The 16,955-nt window shown below is 56.7% G+C and carries 14 protein-coding genes, 1 tRNA gene, 2 rRNA genes and 1 pseudogene; 7 read left to right on the top strand and 11 right to left on the bottom strand.

Going from position 1 to position 16,955, the window contains the following annotated elements:
• Nucleotides 1–379: 379 nt before the first annotated feature.
• The 5 genes and pseudogenes from K3557_RS13870 to K3557_RS13850 all read left to right on the top strand — a co-directional run bounded on the left by K3557_RS13870 (nt 380) and on the right by K3557_RS13850 (nt 5,610).
• Nucleotides 380–3,223: ribosomal RNA gene (locus tag K3557_RS13870) — 23S ribosomal RNA — on the top strand.
• 212 nt (nt 3,224–3,435) lie between these two features.
• A 5S ribosomal RNA gene (rrf, locus tag K3557_RS13865) occupies nt 3,436–3,550 on the top strand.
• Between the two features lie 46 nt (nt 3,551–3,596).
• Nucleotides 3,597–3,673: transfer RNA gene (locus K3557_RS13860), tRNA-Met, on the top strand.
• A 386-nt stretch (nt 3,674–4,059) separates the two neighbouring features.
• Nucleotides 4,060–4,287, top strand: coding sequence for a hypothetical protein (locus K3557_RS20490; protein ID WP_311198472.1), 228 nt, complete (start codon nt 4,060–4,062; stop codon nt 4,285–4,287).
• 10 nt (nt 4,288–4,297) lie between these two features.
• Nucleotides 4,298–5,610 (top strand): annotated as a pseudogene (locus K3557_RS13850) (IS91 family transposase).
• A 292-nt stretch (nt 5,611–5,902) separates the two neighbouring features.
• Here the strand turns inward: K3557_RS13850 and K3557_RS13845 are convergent.
• Nucleotides 5,903–6,034, bottom strand: coding sequence for a hypothetical protein (locus K3557_RS13845; RefSeq protein ID WP_259994593.1), 132 nt, complete (start codon nt 6,032–6,034; stop codon nt 5,903–5,905).
• A 65-nt stretch (nt 6,035–6,099) separates the two neighbouring features.
• Between K3557_RS13845 and K3557_RS13840 the strand changes: the two genes are divergently transcribed.
• Complete coding sequence (locus tag K3557_RS13840) at nt 6,100–7,035, top strand: aminotransferase class IV (RefSeq protein ID WP_259994592.1); 936 nt, start codon at nt 6,100–6,102, stop codon at nt 7,033–7,035.
• A 60-nt stretch (nt 7,036–7,095) separates the two neighbouring features.
• Here the strand turns inward: K3557_RS13840 and K3557_RS13835 are convergent, their stop codons facing one another.
• From K3557_RS13835 to K3557_RS13820, 4 genes are all read right to left on the bottom strand, one after another.
• Nucleotides 7,096–7,599, bottom strand: a complete 504-nt coding sequence (locus tag K3557_RS13835; RefSeq protein ID WP_259994590.1) for a hypothetical protein — start codon at nt 7,597–7,599, stop codon at nt 7,096–7,098.
• Between the two features lie 21 nt (nt 7,600–7,620).
• Nucleotides 7,621–8,430, bottom strand: coding sequence for a hypothetical protein (locus tag K3557_RS13830; RefSeq protein WP_259994588.1), 810 nt, complete (start codon nt 8,428–8,430; stop codon nt 7,621–7,623).
• Between the two features lie 593 nt (nt 8,431–9,023).
• The gene (locus K3557_RS13825) at nt 9,024–9,389 is read right to left on the bottom strand and encodes a hypothetical protein (protein WP_259994587.1); all 366 of its coding nucleotides are present in this window, start codon (nt 9,387–9,389) and stop codon (nt 9,024–9,026) included.
• Nucleotides 9,390–9,433: 44 nt separating this feature from the next.
• Nucleotides 9,434–9,853, bottom strand: a complete 420-nt coding sequence (locus K3557_RS13820; RefSeq protein ID WP_259994586.1) for a hypothetical protein — start codon at nt 9,851–9,853, stop codon at nt 9,434–9,436.
• A gap of 78 nt (nt 9,854–9,931) precedes the next feature.
• Here K3557_RS13820 and K3557_RS13815 point away from each other — a divergent pair, with 78 nt between their 5' ends.
• Entirely contained in the window at nt 9,932–10,288 is a 357-nt protein-coding gene (locus K3557_RS13815) for a hypothetical protein (protein ID WP_259994585.1), read from the top strand.
• Between the two features lie 23 nt (nt 10,289–10,311).
• On the opposite strand, the gene K3557_RS13810 is transcribed toward K3557_RS13815, so the two are convergent.
• The 6 genes from K3557_RS13810 to K3557_RS13785 form a co-directional block, all read right to left on the bottom strand.
• Complete coding sequence (locus tag K3557_RS13810; RefSeq protein ID WP_259994584.1) at nt 10,312–12,072, bottom strand: SulP family inorganic anion transporter; 1,761 nt, start codon at nt 12,070–12,072, stop codon at nt 10,312–10,314.
• Nucleotides 12,073–12,152: 80 nt separating this feature from the next.
• Entirely contained in the window at nt 12,153–12,953 is an 801-nt protein-coding gene (locus K3557_RS13805; protein ID WP_259994583.1) for an MBL fold metallo-hydrolase, read from the bottom strand.
• 114 nt (nt 12,954–13,067) lie between these two features.
• Nucleotides 13,068–14,033, bottom strand: a complete 966-nt coding sequence (locus K3557_RS13800) for an ABC transporter ATP-binding protein (RefSeq protein ID WP_259994582.1) — start codon at nt 14,031–14,033, stop codon at nt 13,068–13,070.
• The gene (locus K3557_RS13795; protein WP_259994581.1) at nt 14,030–15,010 is read right to left on the bottom strand and encodes an ABC transporter ATP-binding protein; all 981 of its coding nucleotides are present in this window, start codon (nt 15,008–15,010) and stop codon (nt 14,030–14,032) included. Before K3557_RS13795 ends, K3557_RS13800 begins: the two co-directional genes overlap by 4 nt.
• On the bottom strand, nt 15,010–15,924 hold the full coding sequence (locus tag K3557_RS13790) for an ABC transporter permease (protein ID WP_014873775.1): 915 nt from the start codon (nt 15,922–15,924) through the stop codon (nt 15,010–15,012). The genes K3557_RS13795 and K3557_RS13790 overlap by 1 nt, the downstream gene beginning before the upstream one ends.
• A complete protein-coding gene (locus K3557_RS13785; protein ID WP_259994572.1) occupies nt 15,924–16,904 on the bottom strand; it encodes an ABC transporter permease in 981 nt (326 codons plus the stop codon). Before K3557_RS13785 ends, K3557_RS13790 begins: the two co-directional genes overlap by 1 nt.
• Nucleotides 16,905–16,955 lie beyond the last annotated feature (51 nt).

Here is a 16,955-nt window from a genome sequence, read left to right as displayed (position 1 = left end):
TCCAACCGGACGAAAATTGACATCGTAAAGAGAGATACAATCAACAAGACTGTTGGTCGCCCGAGTGTGGGATTGACCTCAGTCAGGTGCTGACTGTCCTTCGGGACGGGATGCGAGCTTCAGAATACGTCATGTTTCCTCAGACGTCCTGAAGTCTGCCTGATTGAAAAGACAGTGTTGTCCAAGTCAAGTACACTAACCCGGTTCAATATCCGCAAGGATTTGAACCCGCATGATCGCATGATCATGCAATAAGTTCCTGGTCGCAATTGTGGCCGGGAGCGGGATAGTTTGCTTTTTGGTTCAGGAAAACATGCTGCGGTTTCTTACCAGCTTCCGCAGCTGAGCGTGTTTTAGAACACTCTCTTTTTCTGGATCAAATCAAGCGCGAGAAGGGCGTTTGGTGGATGCCTTGGCAGTAAGAGGCGATGAAAGACGTGATACCCTGCGATAAGCTTGGGGGAGCCGGGAATAGGCTTTGATCCCAAGATCTCTGAATGGGGGAACCCACCTGAAAGTTTGTTATAATAGCCGCCGGTTCATTCCGGATGGCTGCTTATAATGGGCTTAACCAGGTACTTATAGACTGAATACATAGGTTTATAAGAGCAAACCCGGGGAACTGAAACATCTAAGTACCCGGAGGAAAGGACATCAATAGAGACTCCGTTAGTAGCGGCGAGCGAACGCGGACCAGCCGAGCCTGATGAGTGAGAAGAACATGTTGGGAAGCATGGCCATAGCGGGTGACAGCCCCGTATTCTAAGCTCTGAGGGACGTATTAAGTAGGGCGGAACACGTGAAATTCTGTCTGAAGATCGGAGGACCACCTCCGAAGGCTAAGTACTCCTTACTGACCGATAGCGAACCAGTACCGTGAGGGAAAGGTGAAAAGCACCCCGGCGAGGGGAGTGAAACAGTACCTGAAACCGAACGCCTACAATCAGTTGGAGGCCCCTTGAGGGCTGACAGCGTACCTTTTGTATAATGGGTCATCGACTTGGTCTCACAAGCAAGCTTAAACCGTTAGGTGTAGGCGCAGCGAAAGCGAGTCTTAATAGGGCGAATGAGTTTGTGGGATCAGACCCGAAACCGAGTGATCTAGGCATGGCCAGGTTGAAGGTGCGGTAACACGCACTGGAGGACCGAACCCACATCCGTTGAAAAGGATCGGGATGAGCTGTGCCTAGGGGTGAAAGGCCAATCAAACTCGGAGATAGCTGGTTCTCTGCGAAATCTATTTAGGTAGAGCGTCATCCGAATACCCCGGGGGGTAGAGCACTGGATGGGTAATGGGGCCCCACAGGCTTACTGATCCTAACCAAACTCCGAATACCCGGGAGTACTAGATGGCAGACACACGGCGGATGCTAACGTCCGTCGTGGAGAGGGAAACAACCCTGACCTCCGGCTAAGGCCCCCAATTCATGGCTAAGTGGGAAAGCAGGTGAGACGTCCAAAACAACCAGGAGGTTGGCTTAGAAGCAGCCATCCTTTAAAGATAGCGTAACAGCTCACTGGTCTAATCAAGATGTCTTGCGGCGAAGATGTAACGGGGCTCAAGCCATGAGCCGAAGCCGAGGATGCACATAGTGCATGGTAGCAGAGCGTAGTGTGACATAGTTCCATGCGTCCTTATCTTCCTCCGGGAAGAGTTGGACGCAAGGAGCTTTCGATGAAGCGGGCCTGTGAGGGATCCCGTGGAGAGATCACTAGTGAGAATGATGACATGAGTAGCGACAAAGAGTGTGAGAGACACTCTCGCCGAAAGTCCAAGGGTTCCTGCTTAAAGCTAATCTGAGCAGGGTAAGCCGGCCCCTAAGCCGAGGCCGAAAGGCGTAGGCGATGGGAACCACGTTAATATTCGTGGGCCAGGAGGATGTGACGGATTGTGAAGGTAGTTCATCCTTATCGGATTGAATGGGCTGCTGATCAGTCCCTGGAAATAGCCCTCCATCAGACCGTACCCTAAACCGACACAGGTGGACAGGTAGAGAATACCAAGGCGCTTGAGAGAACGATGTTGAAGGAACTCGGCAAAATACCTCCGTAAGTTCGCGAGAAGGAGGCCCGGGTCCTACGCAAGTGGAATCCGGGGGCACAAACCAGGGGGTGGCGACTGTTTATTAAAAACACAGGGCTCTGCGAAGTCGCAAGACGACGTATAGGGTCTGACGCCTGCCCGGTGCCTGAAGGTTAAAAGGAGGGGTGAGAGCTCCGAATTGAAGCCCAGGTAAACGGCGGCCGTAACTATAACGGTCCTAAGGTAGCGAAATTCCTTGTCGGGTAAGTTCCGACCTGCACGAATGGCGTAACGACTTCCCCGCTGTCTCCAACATCGACTCAGCGAAATTGAATTGCCTGTCAAGATGCAGGCTTCCCGCGGTTAGACGGAAAGACCCCGTGCACCTTTACTACAGCTTCGCACTGGTATCAGGATTGTGATGTGCAGGATAGGTGGTAGGCATCGAAACCGTGACGCAAGTCGCGGTGGAGCCTCCCTTGAGATACCACCCTTCGCACTCTTGATATCTAACCGCGGTCCGTTATCCGGATCCGGGACCCTGCGTGGCGGGTAGTTTGACTGGGGCGGTCGCCTCCTAAAGAGTAACGGAGGCGCGCGAAGGTTGGCTCAGAGCGGTCGGAAATCGCTCGTTGAGTGCAATGGCAGAAGCCAGCCTGACTGCGAGACTGACAAGTCGAGCAGAGACGAAAGTCGGCCATAGTGATCCGGTGGTCCCGAGTGGAAGGGCCATCGCTCAACGGATAAAAGGTACGCCGGGGATAACAGGCTGATACTGCCCAAGAGTCCATATCGACGGCAGTGTTTGGCACCTCGATGTCGGCTCATCTCATCCTGGGGCTGGAGCAGGTCCCAAGGGTACGGCTGTTCGCCGTTTAAAGAGGTACGTGAGCTGGGTTTAGAACGTCGTGAGACAGTTCGGTCCCTATCTGCCGTGGGTGTAGGATACTTGAGAGGAGTTGCCCCTAGTACGAGAGGACCGGGGTGAACGAACCACTGGTGGACCTGTTGTTGCGCCAGCAGCAGTGCAGGGTAGCTATGTTCGGACAGGATAACCGCTGAAGGCATCTAAGCGGGAAGCCCCCCTCAAAACAAGGTATCCCTGAGGGCCGTGGAAGACCACCACGCCGATAGGCCGGAGATGTAAGTGCAGCAATGCATTCAGTTGACCGGTACTAATCGCCCGATAGGCTTGATTTGATCCAGTAACAGACAGTGTTACCGAAAATCCAAACAAGCAAACACATCCCAAAATACAAACGCTTGGACAACGTTGATTGTACTGCCTTCCGCTCGTGGAAACGTCTCGTGACGTAACTGGGGTGCGGTCTTTCGCGTATTTGCTCTGCAAACACGCTGCCGACCGCAAACCAAGAAAATCCACTTGCCGGAGGCAAGTGGATTTTTCTTGGTTTGGTGGCTACAGCACAAGTGAAACACCCGGTCCCTTCCCGAACCCGGAAGTTAAGCACTGTCGCGCCGATGGTACTTGGGCTCAAGCCCTGGGAGAGTAGGTCACCGCCAAACCTAGTAAAATCCAAATATCTCTCAATACGATCTCAAACAAACCTGACGCGGGATGGAGCAGCCAGGTAGCTCGTCAGGCTCATAACCTGAAGGTCGCAGGTTCAAATCCTGCTCCCGCAACCAACACTAATTCGACAGATATATCAAAGGCTTCGGATCTACCGTCCGAGGCCTTCTTCGTGTTCACCCCTTCCGCACCCGCCGCAAGATGCAATAGACCCGCCAGATCGCCCTCAAGGGTCAGATCCAGGCCAGCGCCCTCCGCCGCTGGCGTCAGCACGATCCGCTCCACCAATGCGCGCAGTGCCTCCTTGGCCTCTTCCATGCCTGCGGCGGAACCAAGGTTCCGGATCAGCCGCGACACCCGTTCGCGGTAAGCCTCCGCCATCGACGGGTGAAACACCACCGTGTCCGGGGCAGGGGTATGCTCCAGCTCCCGTTCCAGCTGCTGGCGCCGCGTGTCGAACTCGATCATCCGGTCCTTCACCTGGTCTGCGGGAATGCCCGCGATGATCGCATCCACCAGCTTCTGGTGGTCGCGCTTGGCACGGGCGAGCGCCTGTTCCTTTTCCTTGCGGTTCCCGGCGGCTGCCGCCTTCAGCCGGTTGATCCAGGTGCTGCTGGGGCATGCCAAGCTGGAGACAACGACGATTTACACCAAGGTGGCAACCAAGACGATCCAGGATGTTACCAGCCCACTTGATCTGCTGGTGAGCCGGAAGGCTGGTTCCGGCTGACTTCGGCCCCATGCCTCGGCCAATACTGGAGATTGCCCCCTCTCGGCAGATTTGGCCTGGCCAAATCGCCTGCCGGGCAACGGATATCTTCCGCGCCGTCACGCCGGAGGCGTGCTTCCAGCACGACGGGCCTGCCTATCGCCGTGACCATGCCGGGCACCTGAACCTGCCTCAGTTGAAGGTGATGTCCGCAATCGAGACCTGCCGGACCGCTGCGCTGGGTGGCCATGTTGCCGCCTGCACCAAATGCGGTCATCCCGCTGCGCGGCAACACATGCTTGCATGTGTGAGAGCGGGCACATCGCCTATAACTCATGTCGCAACCGGCATTGCCCCAAGTGCCAGGGTGCTGCGGCGCAGGATTGGATGCAGGCCCGCATGGAAGACCTGTTGCCGGTCGAGTACTTCCATGTGGTCTTCACAATGCCCGCGCCGATCGCCGACATTGCCTGCCAGAACAAGGCGGCGGTCTATGGCTTGCTGTTCAAGGCATCGGCCCAAACACTCCTGACCATCGCTGCCGATCCAAAACATCTTGGTGCGAAGATCGGCATGACATCGGTGCTGCACACCTGGGGATCAGCGATGACGCATCACCCGCATGTGCATGTCATCGTGCCAGGGGGCGGGCTGTCGCGCGATGCTGGCCGCTGGATCGGTTGCCGCCCAGGGTTCTTTCTGCCGGTGAAGGTCCTGTCCCGGCTGTTCCGGCGCTTGTTCCTTGAAGGGCTGGCCAGACTGCACAAGGCCGGGAAGTTGGCATTCTTTGGCGATTTGGTGGGGCTGGCCGATCCGGATACCTTCGCCGCCCATCTCTCACCGCTGCGCAAAACGGAATGGGTGGTGTATGCCAAGCCACCCTTCGGCGGGCCGGAAGCGGTGCTGGCCTACCTGAGCCGTTATACGCACCGGGTCGCAATCTCCAACCATCGGCTCGTCCGCGCGGATGCCAGCACTGTTGCCTTCCGATGGAAAGACTACCGTATCAAGCGCGCAGACCGCATGAAGGTGATGCGATTGCCGACGTCCGAGTTCATCCGCCGGTTCCTGATCCACGTCCTGCCCTCCGGCTTCCATCGCATCCGACACTCGGGCTTTTTGGCTAACGGCATCCGTCGCGACAGGATCGCGAAGATCAGGCGCTTGCTGAATGCAGAGCCAGAGCCCGATCAAACGCCGGATGAGGCAACCAGCGCCGAATGCGATGTTCAGCCCGCGCACCAGCCTTGCCCGAAATGCGGCGGTGCCATGATCGTTATCGAAACCTTTCTGCGCGGCCAAACACCCAAATCCCGGGCACCACCATGGGAGGACGCCGCATGACCAGCCCAACCCGATCGGCCTCGCAACGAAAAGGCACCGAACCAGTCAGTGCGGCCATCTCACCAAATCATGCGCGGCATCAGGCCTGTAGCCTCATGACGAGAGGCCGTCCAATCAAGCCGTGTCGGGAAATGAGGCTCGCATACACCGCTCGTCGTCACGCAACCGTTTGCTTTCAACGTTCGACACCGCGGCTGTAACCCACAATCCCCATAGACCCAAAACAGCCCGCGCTTTCCTCCTTGTCAGATTTGTCGCCGCTGCAGCTCACGCTGAACAGCAGCGACAAACCTTAGACGTAGTGAGCTTTCGCTGCACGCGTCCCAACGGCTGCTTTTTCATTCTGCTTACCCGCATGGATATCAGACCAGATGACTTCGCGATAATCTTTGTCATAAAGAATAGGGCGCATACGCATGGACATTCGACACCCTCATTGCTCTGTAGATGAGGCGAGATCTAAATTTCCGATCATTGGAGTTGAACAACATGTATAAATTGCCTGCGCTGTCTGATCGTCATTCTGACCCGGCAACGTACCCTCCCGGCATTGCCTTCATGGACGGCCAATATCTTCCGATCAGCGAGGCAAAGATTTCGGTGTTGGATAATGGCTTCCTCCACTCAGATGCGACATACGATGTTGCGCATGTGTGGAAGGGAGCATTTTTCAGACTTGATGATCATCTTGACCGGTTCTTCGCAGGGATGGAAAAGTTGCACATGTCGATCCCGTTTGGTCGTGCAGAGATGACTGAAATTTTGCACAATTGCGTTGCTCTATCAGGTCTCCAGAATGCGTATGTCGAGTTCATCTGCACACGCGGTACATCTCCTACGTTCAGCCGCGACCCTCGCGATGCTGTCAACCGCTTCATCGCCTTCGCAATTCCATTTGGGTCGGTTGCCAACCCAGAACAAATGAGACGTGGCTTACACGCAGCCGTCACCGATCTTGTCCGCATTCCACCCAGCTCCGTTGATCCAACCGTAAAGAACTATCACTGGCTGGACTTGGTCAAAGGTTTGTATGCGGCGTATGCACAGGGAGCCGAAACCGCCATTCTTTTAGACGTCAACGGAAACATAGCGGAAGGGCCCGGTTTCAACGTCTTCGCCGTGAAAAACGGCAAAATTTCCTCGCCCAAGTTTGGGGTGCTGATGGGAATAACACGCCAAACAATCTTTGACCTTTGTGACGAATTGCAGATCACCTGCGCGACGGATGATCTGGCATCAGGTGAATTGAGGGCGGCGGATGAAGTGTTCGTGACCTCAACTGCTGGCGGCGTCATGCCCGTCACCAAGATCGATGAAACTTCAATTGGAACCGGGTTGGTCGGCCCGATAACCAAGGAGATCACTGAAGCGTATTGGCGGATGCATGAAGACGATCGTTTTCGGAAAGCGATCCGTTATCCTTGATGTGGTTTCTCACAAACCAGGCATTGCGACTACTCCGCAGCAGTGGTCACACTGGGCTCACTACCCGGTTTCTCCGCTCCTGGTGCGAACGACAGTTGCTGATACGCGAACAGCAGCGCGCCGGTTCAAGCGGTGAAAAGCCAAGGGTTTGGCGGATTCGGCGAACAGCTGCTCTTGTGCCACCTTGGTCGCGCTGCGTGCTGCGCCGGCATTCGGCGGTTGTGAGCCCATTGCTGTCACTGGCCACCAGGCAAGCCTTCGCTTGTGCAGCGCGTCGAAAACGGCGCTTTGCGGCCATTCAAAACACGTCCAACGAACGATAGCGGTGTACAGACAAAACGTAACCGTCTGGCTAAGGTGCTCTGACGCGGTTCCGGCGATCTCTGCTGCGCTGCGGCAGCAGCGTTGCCCTTGTTTGTTCCAGGCTTCCTGATCAGGTACTCGAATGTCGATGTGGCTGTTTGAACTGCCGTGCAGGCCGGAGGAGCGCCTGTAGACAACAGGGCTGACAAGAGCTGATTGACCGCCAGACAGTAGAACTCGTGCCTCCTTCTGCTGATGCATACAGGCGCAGCAAAGGTCCAATCAACGGCAATTCGTTTGCCCGTAGTGCATGATTGTCCGTGCCAATTCCTTAGCCTTATCGACCGATGGGGTTATGAACTGAAGCTGCGGCGGGAAGCTTAGGCCCGCAACAAACAGGGAATCAGGATCAGGCTCGGCACCAACATAAACCAGCGAGAGCGAATAGTTGTTCAGCCTATCGTCAGCCTGGATCTCTTGGGCAAACTTGTGAAAGCCCGGGGCGTCCTTATGAGGCTGCGGGGGTGCCGGGGCCTCTCCTTCTTCGGTGATCCGAACAACGCTGCCCAAATGGAAAGACAGCCGCCCGTTTGGCTGTTCCAGCAGGTTTTTCAGGGTGCTGCGCTCCAGGACGCCAGACTCATCAGCTGCCAGAGGTTTGGTGATTGTGACTGGCCCATCATTCGGGATCATCGTGAGCGTGCTGCCCCGCTTGCTGCGCATCTCTTCGGGAACCAGCGCAACCAAAGCCTCGGCCTGGTCAAGCTGGCGGTCTGAAACCGGTTTGGCTTTTATCGTAAGAATGGCGCGGCCATCAGAAACCGTTCTGATGCCCACGCTGTCGAACTTGAAAGAGGTCAGGTCCGCTTCCAGGCGACTCAATGCAAGCTGCTCTGAGGTCTCGTTATTCTTTGTGCTGTTAATAGAAAACTGGCAGTGCTCCAGAGACAGATTGACGCCTGTCTGATCAGGAAGCGTCTTGCGGATTTCCATCAAGACCTGTTCCGCAGATGGGATTTTGTCTCGCAAGAAGACGTACCAGCCTCCTGCTGCTGCCAAGAGAACAAGTGCGACAATTCCAAAGGGTTTCATAGAATAATCTCACATTTCCCAAGTAGAACTCCATTTGAGTGATGTTGGACATTGGCCCGACGGTCAACCGGTGTATCTGGAATATGCAGAAGAATTCAAGGGCTGCGCTGTCGCCGCGGCACCGCATGGCGGCAGTGAGCCCTCACCAGCCGTTGCCATTTTGTGTTGCATGCGCTCGCAGCCAAGACTTTTCTGCACGCGCGCAAATTCTCATGTTGCAGTGCAGCGGCCATTCCGGCCGTTCGCGCACCGCGCAGCATTCTTTAGGGTGGGAGTATACAGATCGCGGACAAAACCGACCTTGGCTTTCCCCTCTTTTCTGGCGCAGCAGCGCATTGTACATCCAGCGATCTTCTCGCTGCAACGCATCCCTGTCGCGAAAGCGGACATTGCCTGACGCGACGACTAAAATCGGGGAAATGACGCAGACTGGTATCGGTAGGCGCTTGAAAACAGGGGGATCGATTCGTGTAGCCTGAGGTGCGGTCCGCGTCTTTCAGCCGGATATCTTGAAACAGGAAGCCCAGCAGCTGAGCCGCAGGGCAGGAAGGCCCGGAAAGGTATTCTCCGGAGATGAAGGTTAATTGTTCGCATCATGCAGCGGGAGTTTGCTGGTGTGACAGCCGCAGCCAGCTGCCTTCGTCCAGCAGATAGGTAGAAGCGCAGAGCGCCTCATAGATCGGGGAACCCTGCTTCTCGGCCACGACGAAATAGGCGAACACGGCCACGGCGCCATGGATTGCCGCGCTGCGGTCTTTCATTTCGACTGTCCGCCAGCCGGTGTTTTGCCTTGCCTGCTTCCAAATCAGATCGCCTTGAAGGATACTTGGCGGATAAGGAAGTATCATCACTGCATTTTCCGCAGTCATGGACCGGGCGCTGTCCACGCCGCTGGTCCAAAAGCGCTCCTCCAGATTCCAGAGGGTTGCGTTTTCCTGACGGAGCAGATCCCGCTGCACACGATGCGAATGCTTGCGGACACTGTCCTGTGCCTGGCCAAGGGTCATTGGCCTGACCCCGGTGCGCCAGCCAGCATAATCTGCATAACCAGAAAGAGGATCGCCAGCACTGCCCAGATCACACCAGACACTTTCGCCGGTTCCTTTGCCGCGGCACCGGATATTACGGCGATCCGCTCGCGGCGTTTGGGAAGAAGAGAGGTCAGTTTCCGCGCGACGTGCCCGTGCTGCTGTCTGAGCGCGGGCACGTCGCGAAATCGCGAAAGCAACTTCTCCAACCGCGATCCCGCTGCCTCTTGCCCCAAAGCGGAAAGTGCGGCTGCTTCGTCCCAGGGTTCGAGATCAAGCCGCGCAAGGGTAGAAAGAACGGTAACAGTGTTGCCCTTCCGGTCTTCACCGACGGAAGCCTGCAAAAAACGGTCGAATTCAGGGTTGTGCGGATGAAGAATGCCGACTGCGGGCATCGCCTTTCCTCCTGCTTTGATGTTTCCGGCTCTTGAACCCGGACATGCCGAACGATCGGGTCCGCCCTGGCGAGAACCTTGACCGTTTCGCTGGCCGACCTTGATGACGCCCTGGCAAAAGACAAGCTGACCGGGAAAGAACTGGCCGAATTTTTTCTGGAAGAAATGCTTTCTGACCCGATGGTCCGGCTGGTGATGGAGGCCGACGGGGTCTCCGAAGTTCAGCTGCGGAACCTTTACTCGGGCGGGGGCGCATCTCAGGCGCACAAAGAGGCGCCGGATGCGGCTGTAGCAGGTGAATTGCCAACGGAAAATTCACCGATCCAGGCCGCTGAGAACGAAGGAATGCCGACACAGGGGGAAGCCGCGGGCATTTTTGTGTTTGTGGTATCCAAGGCGGTAGCCCGATCGGAAACTCTTACAATGACTCTTTAAGTGGTGCAGAGCAAAAAAGCCGCCTAGCCGGGCGGTAGTTCACTCCATTTGCTTATGTTTTTCGAGTCGCCTTCGTCGCACGTCAGTGACGTCCAAGCTTCGAACTGGGAAAGATAAATCTGGCCATTCAACCTATGCAAAAGGTGCGATTTTCTGAGACGATCCATAACCGGTCCTTTTACTTCGGAGAGATGAAAGCCTATGCTCAAGCTCTTCAGCCGCTGATTGATTGCTTCAAGGCTTTCGAGCGCGGAGTAATCGACGTCGTTCACGGCAGAAAACATCAGCACGACGTTCCTGACGTCACCTCCGATGGGCACGCGGGCCGTCAGCAAGTCCTCCAGAAATCGCGCATTCACAAAATACAGGCTTTCGTCGATCCGGAGCGTCACCAGAGCCGGATCAGTTACGACCTGATGGCGCAAAATGTTGCGGAAGTGCTGGGAGCTAGGCACAAGGCCAACCTCAGCGACATGAGGCCGGGACGTTTTGTAAAGGTGCAGCAGAACTGAAATGACTACACCTGCTGCGACGCCAATCTCCACGCCGAGTCCTAGAGTAAGCAGGATTGTAGTTGCAACTGCGATGAAATCCGCGCTGGAGATCATCCATGTTTTCTTCAGGATCGACAGATCCACGAGGCTGAGAACAGCCACAATGATGGTGGCGGCGAGCGTCGCGTTCGGCAGGTAGTAAACCAGGGGTGTCAGGGCCATTGCAGCAATGGCGAGTCCAACAGCCGTATATGCGCCCGCTGCCGGGGTTTCCGCACCGGCGTCGAAATTCACAACCGACCGGGAAAAACCGCCAGTAACAGGGTATCCGCCTGTAAAAGCTGCACCGAGGTTTGCTGCCCCAAGAGCAATAAGTTCCTGGTCCGGATCAATGCGCTGCTGTTTTTTGGATGCAAGCGTCTGGGCAACCGACACAGATTCGACAAAACCAATCACGGAGATCAGAACCGCAGGCACCAATAGGACCCGGATCAGATCTCCAGACAGCCCTGGCATGGTGAGCGGGGGCAAGCTTTGCGGCACATCGCCAACAATTCTGACACCTGCCGCATTCAAATCAAAAACCCAGACTGCAACAGTTGTTGCCACCACTGCGGCGACGGGCCCGGCCTTGGCCGCGATATCGGCAACAACTGCGGAGGCACCCAGCCGTTTCAAACTTGGTTTCAACCCTTTGCGCACCCAGAACAGAAACATCGCGGCCACGCCTCCGATGATCACAGTAATACCATTCGTTTCGTCGAGACGGACAAGGAGTGCGCCCAGCATTTCCGGCAAGGTGTGCCCACCGGCGCTGATGCCAAGGATATGCTTGAGCTGGCTTGTGGCGATCAGAATGCCCGAGGCCGTGATAAATCCTGCAATGACCGGATGGCTGAGGAAGTTGGCCAGAAAGCCGAGCCGGAAAACACCCATCAGAAGAAGAAAACCGCCCGACAGGAATGCCAGGGTCAACGCGGCGAAAGCATAGCCGGCTGTTCCCTGTTCTGTGACTTGTCCGATGGTTGAAGCAGTCAGCAATGATACAACAGCGACCGGACCAACCGCCAATGCGCAGCTCGTCCCGAAGATCGCGTAGAGGATGATGGGCGCAATAGAAGCATAGATACCTGCCTCTGGAGGCAAGCCGGCCAGCAGAGCATAGGCCAGTGATTGCGGGATCAGCATGATGGTTACGATCAGCGCCGCAATCAGGTCGTTCGAGAACGCTGCACGATCGTATGTGCGTCCCCAATCGAGAATGGGCAGATAACTGCGAAAATCAGGCATGTCAGTCCGTACGGAAAATTGGAAGTGTGTACCCTGGGTGAGGTGTAGACCGCTGCAGGAGGTTGTGCTGCAAAGGGCAGTTAACCGCTTGCCTGAACCTGTCTCCCGTTTTCCCGGTGCCAGGCACCGACATCAAAAGATACGTGATCGCCAAAGCTGTCTATCCGGGTTTCCTGCGGCAGGTTGGCCGGGCAGTAGCTGGCTTGGGCGGTCGGCAAATGTTGTACATTGGGTTGCGTCGCAAGCCACTTGTCTGCGGAATACAGCGTGCTTTGACGCAAGACCACATTCCAGATGAAGTAGTGGTGCGGGATAACGACGCGCGGTTCTGTCTGGCGGATAATGTCCTCGGCCATTGGATAGCCAAGGACATGCTCTGAATCGTCGACGGGCAGCAGCAGAATGTCGATGTGCCCTAGCTGCTCCCAGATATGTTTCGGAGGATTGTGCCGGTTGTCACCCCAATGAAGAATGCGCAGCCCGCCGGTTTCCACCAAAAGCATGCAATTGTCCCAGCTACGGGCATTGTTCGGCGGCAGTACGGGGTTGCCGCCGAAATAGGCGTTGATTTTCTGGAAGTCGTAAGGCGCGAAAGTTTCGTCGGTGGCGTGTTTGTCAGCGATACCGGTGATTTTCAGGTCGCCAAAACCATAAGTTCCGATCAACCGGTCCAGCAGTACGCTGGCGTCCAGCCGGTGCAGCGCGTCATGATCGAAATGAGCATGGGTCGATGCGCCAATGTCCACGCTGGTTTCCGGAAAGTCATGAAAGAACCAGTCAGCTTTGCCGGTCGGCAGGTTACGCCAGGGGTCGATCATCAACGTGATACCGGCAGGCGTGGTGATCCGAAAGGCAGATCCACCGAAATAGGCAATTTCCACGTCATCCTGTTGCGGCTGGCAATCTTGCCGGTATTCCATCATCCGGTTGTGGTTTCTGGCTGAACGCCAGGCCGAAAGCCCCGAGTTTATTGTCATCATGTTCCGCCCGCCATGTTACTCTGCCAGATGGCAGGCAACCCGGCTGCCATTAATGTTGCGCATCTGTGGACGGACTTGTGAGCACTGCGCGGTTGCAATCGGACAGCGCGGATGGAACGCACAGCCAGAGGGCGGGTTGATCGGGTCGGGAATTTCGCCTTGGGGCGGCTCCACTTCACGGCCGAACGCGTCCATTTTAGGTGCCGCTGCCAACAGCATCTGGGTATAGGGGTGTTTGGGCGCCTCAAACAGATCGTCGGGGGCTGCCTCCTCGACCAGGCGGCCCAGATACAGCACGCCAATCCTGTCGGAGATATGGCGCACCACCGTCAGATCATGGCTGATGAACAGATAGGTGAGGCCGAGGTCGTCCTTAAGATCGCTCATAAGGTTCAGCACTTGTGCCTGCACTGAAACATCAAGTGCCGAGGTCGGTTCATCGCAGACGATCAGCCGGGGCTGGGAGGCCAACGAACGGGCGATGCAGATCCGCTGGCGCTGGCCGCCGGAAAACTCATGCGGGAACTTGTCTGCGTCTTCTGCCGAAAGGCCAACCTGCTCCAGCAGACGCTCAGCCAGCTCTTTGGTTTCTCCGCCCTTGGCGGCGACAGGCTCAGCAATAATGTCGCGCACCCGCCAGCGCGGATTCATCGACGCATAGGGATCCTGAAAGATCATCTGGATCGCGTCGCGTGCCTTGGTAATCGCAACGGCATCCGTTTCCCGGTTCAGGTCCACGCCCGAAACTTTGACGGCGCCGCTAGAGTTTTCCAAAAGGCCGACCACCATCTTGCCGATGGTAGACTTGCCAGATCCGCTTTCGCCCACCAGCGAGTAAACGGTCTTTTCCTTGATGTTGAAGCTGACATCCGAGACCGCAGTCAAATGCGATTTGGGAAGCCGTTCCAGCACCCGGTTCAGCCAGGGTTTGGAAACGTCGAAGACCCGGGTCAGCTCATTGACGGAAACGATGGCATTCATGCTGCGCCCTCCAGTTTGATTGCATGCCAGCAGGCCGAACGTCCATTGTCGGCCTCAAGCGTGGGCGGCGGGCTGTTGCGGCAGCGTTCAGTCGCCCGTTCGCAGCGCGGCGAAAAAGCACAACCCGGCGGCAGGCTGTGCAGCCGCGGCATCGCGCCGGGGATCTGGCGCAGGCGGTGCTGCCCGGCCGATGCCGAAGGTGTCGAACCCATCAACCCGTCCGTATAAGGGTGGCGCGGTCGGGTGACTACGTCACGCACATCGCCGATTTCAGCCATGCGGCCGGCATACATCACCGCCACACGGTCAGCAGCTTCTGCAATCACTCCCATGTCATGGGTGATCAGCATCACCGCAGTACCGCGTTCACGGCACAACCGTTTGAGCAGCGCGATAATCTGCGCCTGCACCGAAACATCCAGCGCGGTCGTAGGCTCGTCAGCGATGATCAAAGAGGGTTCGGCGCACAGGGCAAGCGCAATCACAACCCGCTGGCGCATGCCGCCCGAAAACTCGTGCGGGTAGCTGTCGATACGCTCGGAAGCTGCCGGGATGCCGACTTCTTCCAACGCAGCAATAGCGCGGGCACGGGCCTCAGGCTTGGTCAGCTCCAGATGCTCCATCATGGTTTCGGTTAGCTGATCGCCGATCCGCAACAGCGGGTTGAGCGAGGTCAGCGGATCCTGGAAGATCATGCCGATCTCTTTGCCGCGCAGCCGCCGCATTTTTTCGGGCGGCAGATTGTCGATGCGCTGCCCGTTCAGCCGGATCTCACCTCCGGTGATACGGGCGGGCGGATTCAGAAGACCGATGACTGCGTTGCCAGCCATGGATTTGCCTGCGCCGCTTTCGCCAACAACACCGAGGATTTCGCCCGGGGCAATGTCATAGCTGACCTTGTCGGTGGCGCAGAGCCGCGCATGACGGGTTGGAATTTCGACCACAAGGTCACGAATGGAAAGGACAGGATCAGTCATTAGCGCAACTTCGGATTGAGGGCATCGCGCAGCCAGTCACCCAGCATGTTCACGCTCAGCGCAAGTGTTAGGAGGGTCAGGGCGGGGAACAGAAGGATCCACCACTCACCGGAGAACAGGAAACCCTGGCCAATCCGGATCAAAGTGCCCAGCGAAGGCTGTGTAGGCGGCGCGCCGACACCCAAAAAGCTGAGTGTAGCTTCGGCGATAATGGCCAGCGCCAGGGAGATCGTCGCAATGACCAGAACCGGAGACAGGACGTTAGGGAGGAGATGGCGGATCATGATGACCCACTTGGAACGTCCGATCAGCCGCGCCGCCTGCACATACTCCCGGTTTTTTTCGACGAGCGTCGCACCGCGGACCACACGGGCGAATTGGACCCATTCACCCAGGCCGATGGCCAGGATCAGGACCCAGATCGCCATCTGGTCGCGGTATTCAACCGGGGTAACCCCTTTGACAATCCCGAAAATCAGCATGGCGACCAGGATTGAAGGGAAGGTGAGCTGCACATCGGCAACCCGCATGATGATGGTTTCGGTCCAGCCGCCGACATAGCCGGCAAGCAAGCCGAGGATAATGCCCAGAACCATCGCAAATGTAACGGACAGAACGCCGACCATCAGCGAAATGCGCATGCCGTATAGAATGGTTGAAAACACGTCCCGGCCCTGATCGTCAGTTCCCAGCAGGAAGACTTCCCCGGTGAATTCATTGGGGTGCATCGGTTTTGAAAAACCGTTCATCAGGTTCAGGGTTGCCGGGTCGAACGGGTTGTGCGGTGCGATAAGCGGAGCAAAGATCACTGCCAGTGCCAAGACCAGCACGATCAGTGCGGACACCACCGCAACGGGAGAGTTTCGAAAGTTCCAGGCGAGGTCGGAATGCCAGATGTTTTTGAGTTTTTGCATTAGTGTGCTCCTGCCTTGCTGGTCCGCAGGCGCGGGTCGATAAGGAAGTAAAGAAGATCAACAATCAGGTTGATGCCAACAAAGAGAACCGAAATCAGCATCAGATAAGCTGCCATTACAGGGATATCGACGAACTGAACCGCGTTGATGAACAACAGTCCTACGCCCGGCCACTGAAAGACGGTCTCGGTGATGATCGCAAAAGCAATGATGCTGCCCAATTGCAGGCCGATGATGGTGATGACAGGCACCATGGTGTTGACTAGCGCATGGCGGAAGTAGACTGCCCTTTCCCCTAAGCCTCGTGCCCGGGCAAACCGGATGTAGTCGGTACGCAGAACCTCCAGCATTTCCGAACGGACAAGCCGCATGATCAGCGTCATCTGGTATAGGCCAAGCGTGATGCTGGGCAGAACCAGAGACAAAAGGCCGCTTTTGGTCAGAAACCCGGTGGACCATTGTCCAAGCATCACCGTCTCTCCGCGCCCGAAGGAGGGCAGCCAGCCCAATTCGACCGAGAACACAAAAATCAGCAATATGCCGATCAGGAACGTTGGCAGGGAAACCCCTATCAGGGAGGCAGTCATAATGGTATTCGCCAGCCAGCCATCCCGCCGGATGGCCGTGAGGACCCCCAGTCCGATACCAAGCACCATAGCCAGGGTGCCCGAAACCAGCGCCAGTTCAAGTGTGGCGGGCGCGCGCTCAATCAGGATGTCTGCGACGGGCCGCCCCTGGCGGTAACTGAGACCGAAATTGCCCTGGGCGGCGTTTTCAAGAAAGCGCCAGTACTGGACCGGAAACGGCTGGTCCAATCCCAGGTCGGCGCGCAGGCGCACAACGTCTTCGGCGGTGCGCTCCTGTCCCAGCATGTTCTCGATCGGGTCGCCCACAAAGCGGAACATGGAAAAGGCGACAAGACCGACCACAAACAGGACCAGAACGGACTGCATTATGCGGCGGATGATATAGGCTAACATTGACTTTGATCTCCCTGACCGAAGACTGCGGCAGTCCGCGGGGATGTTCCC

The organism is Leisingera sp. M523, from assembly GCF_025141335.1.
Taxonomy (GTDB): domain Bacteria; phylum Pseudomonadota; class Alphaproteobacteria; order Rhodobacterales; family Rhodobacteraceae; genus Leisingera.
This window is presented reverse-complemented; position numbering and strand designations above follow the sequence as displayed.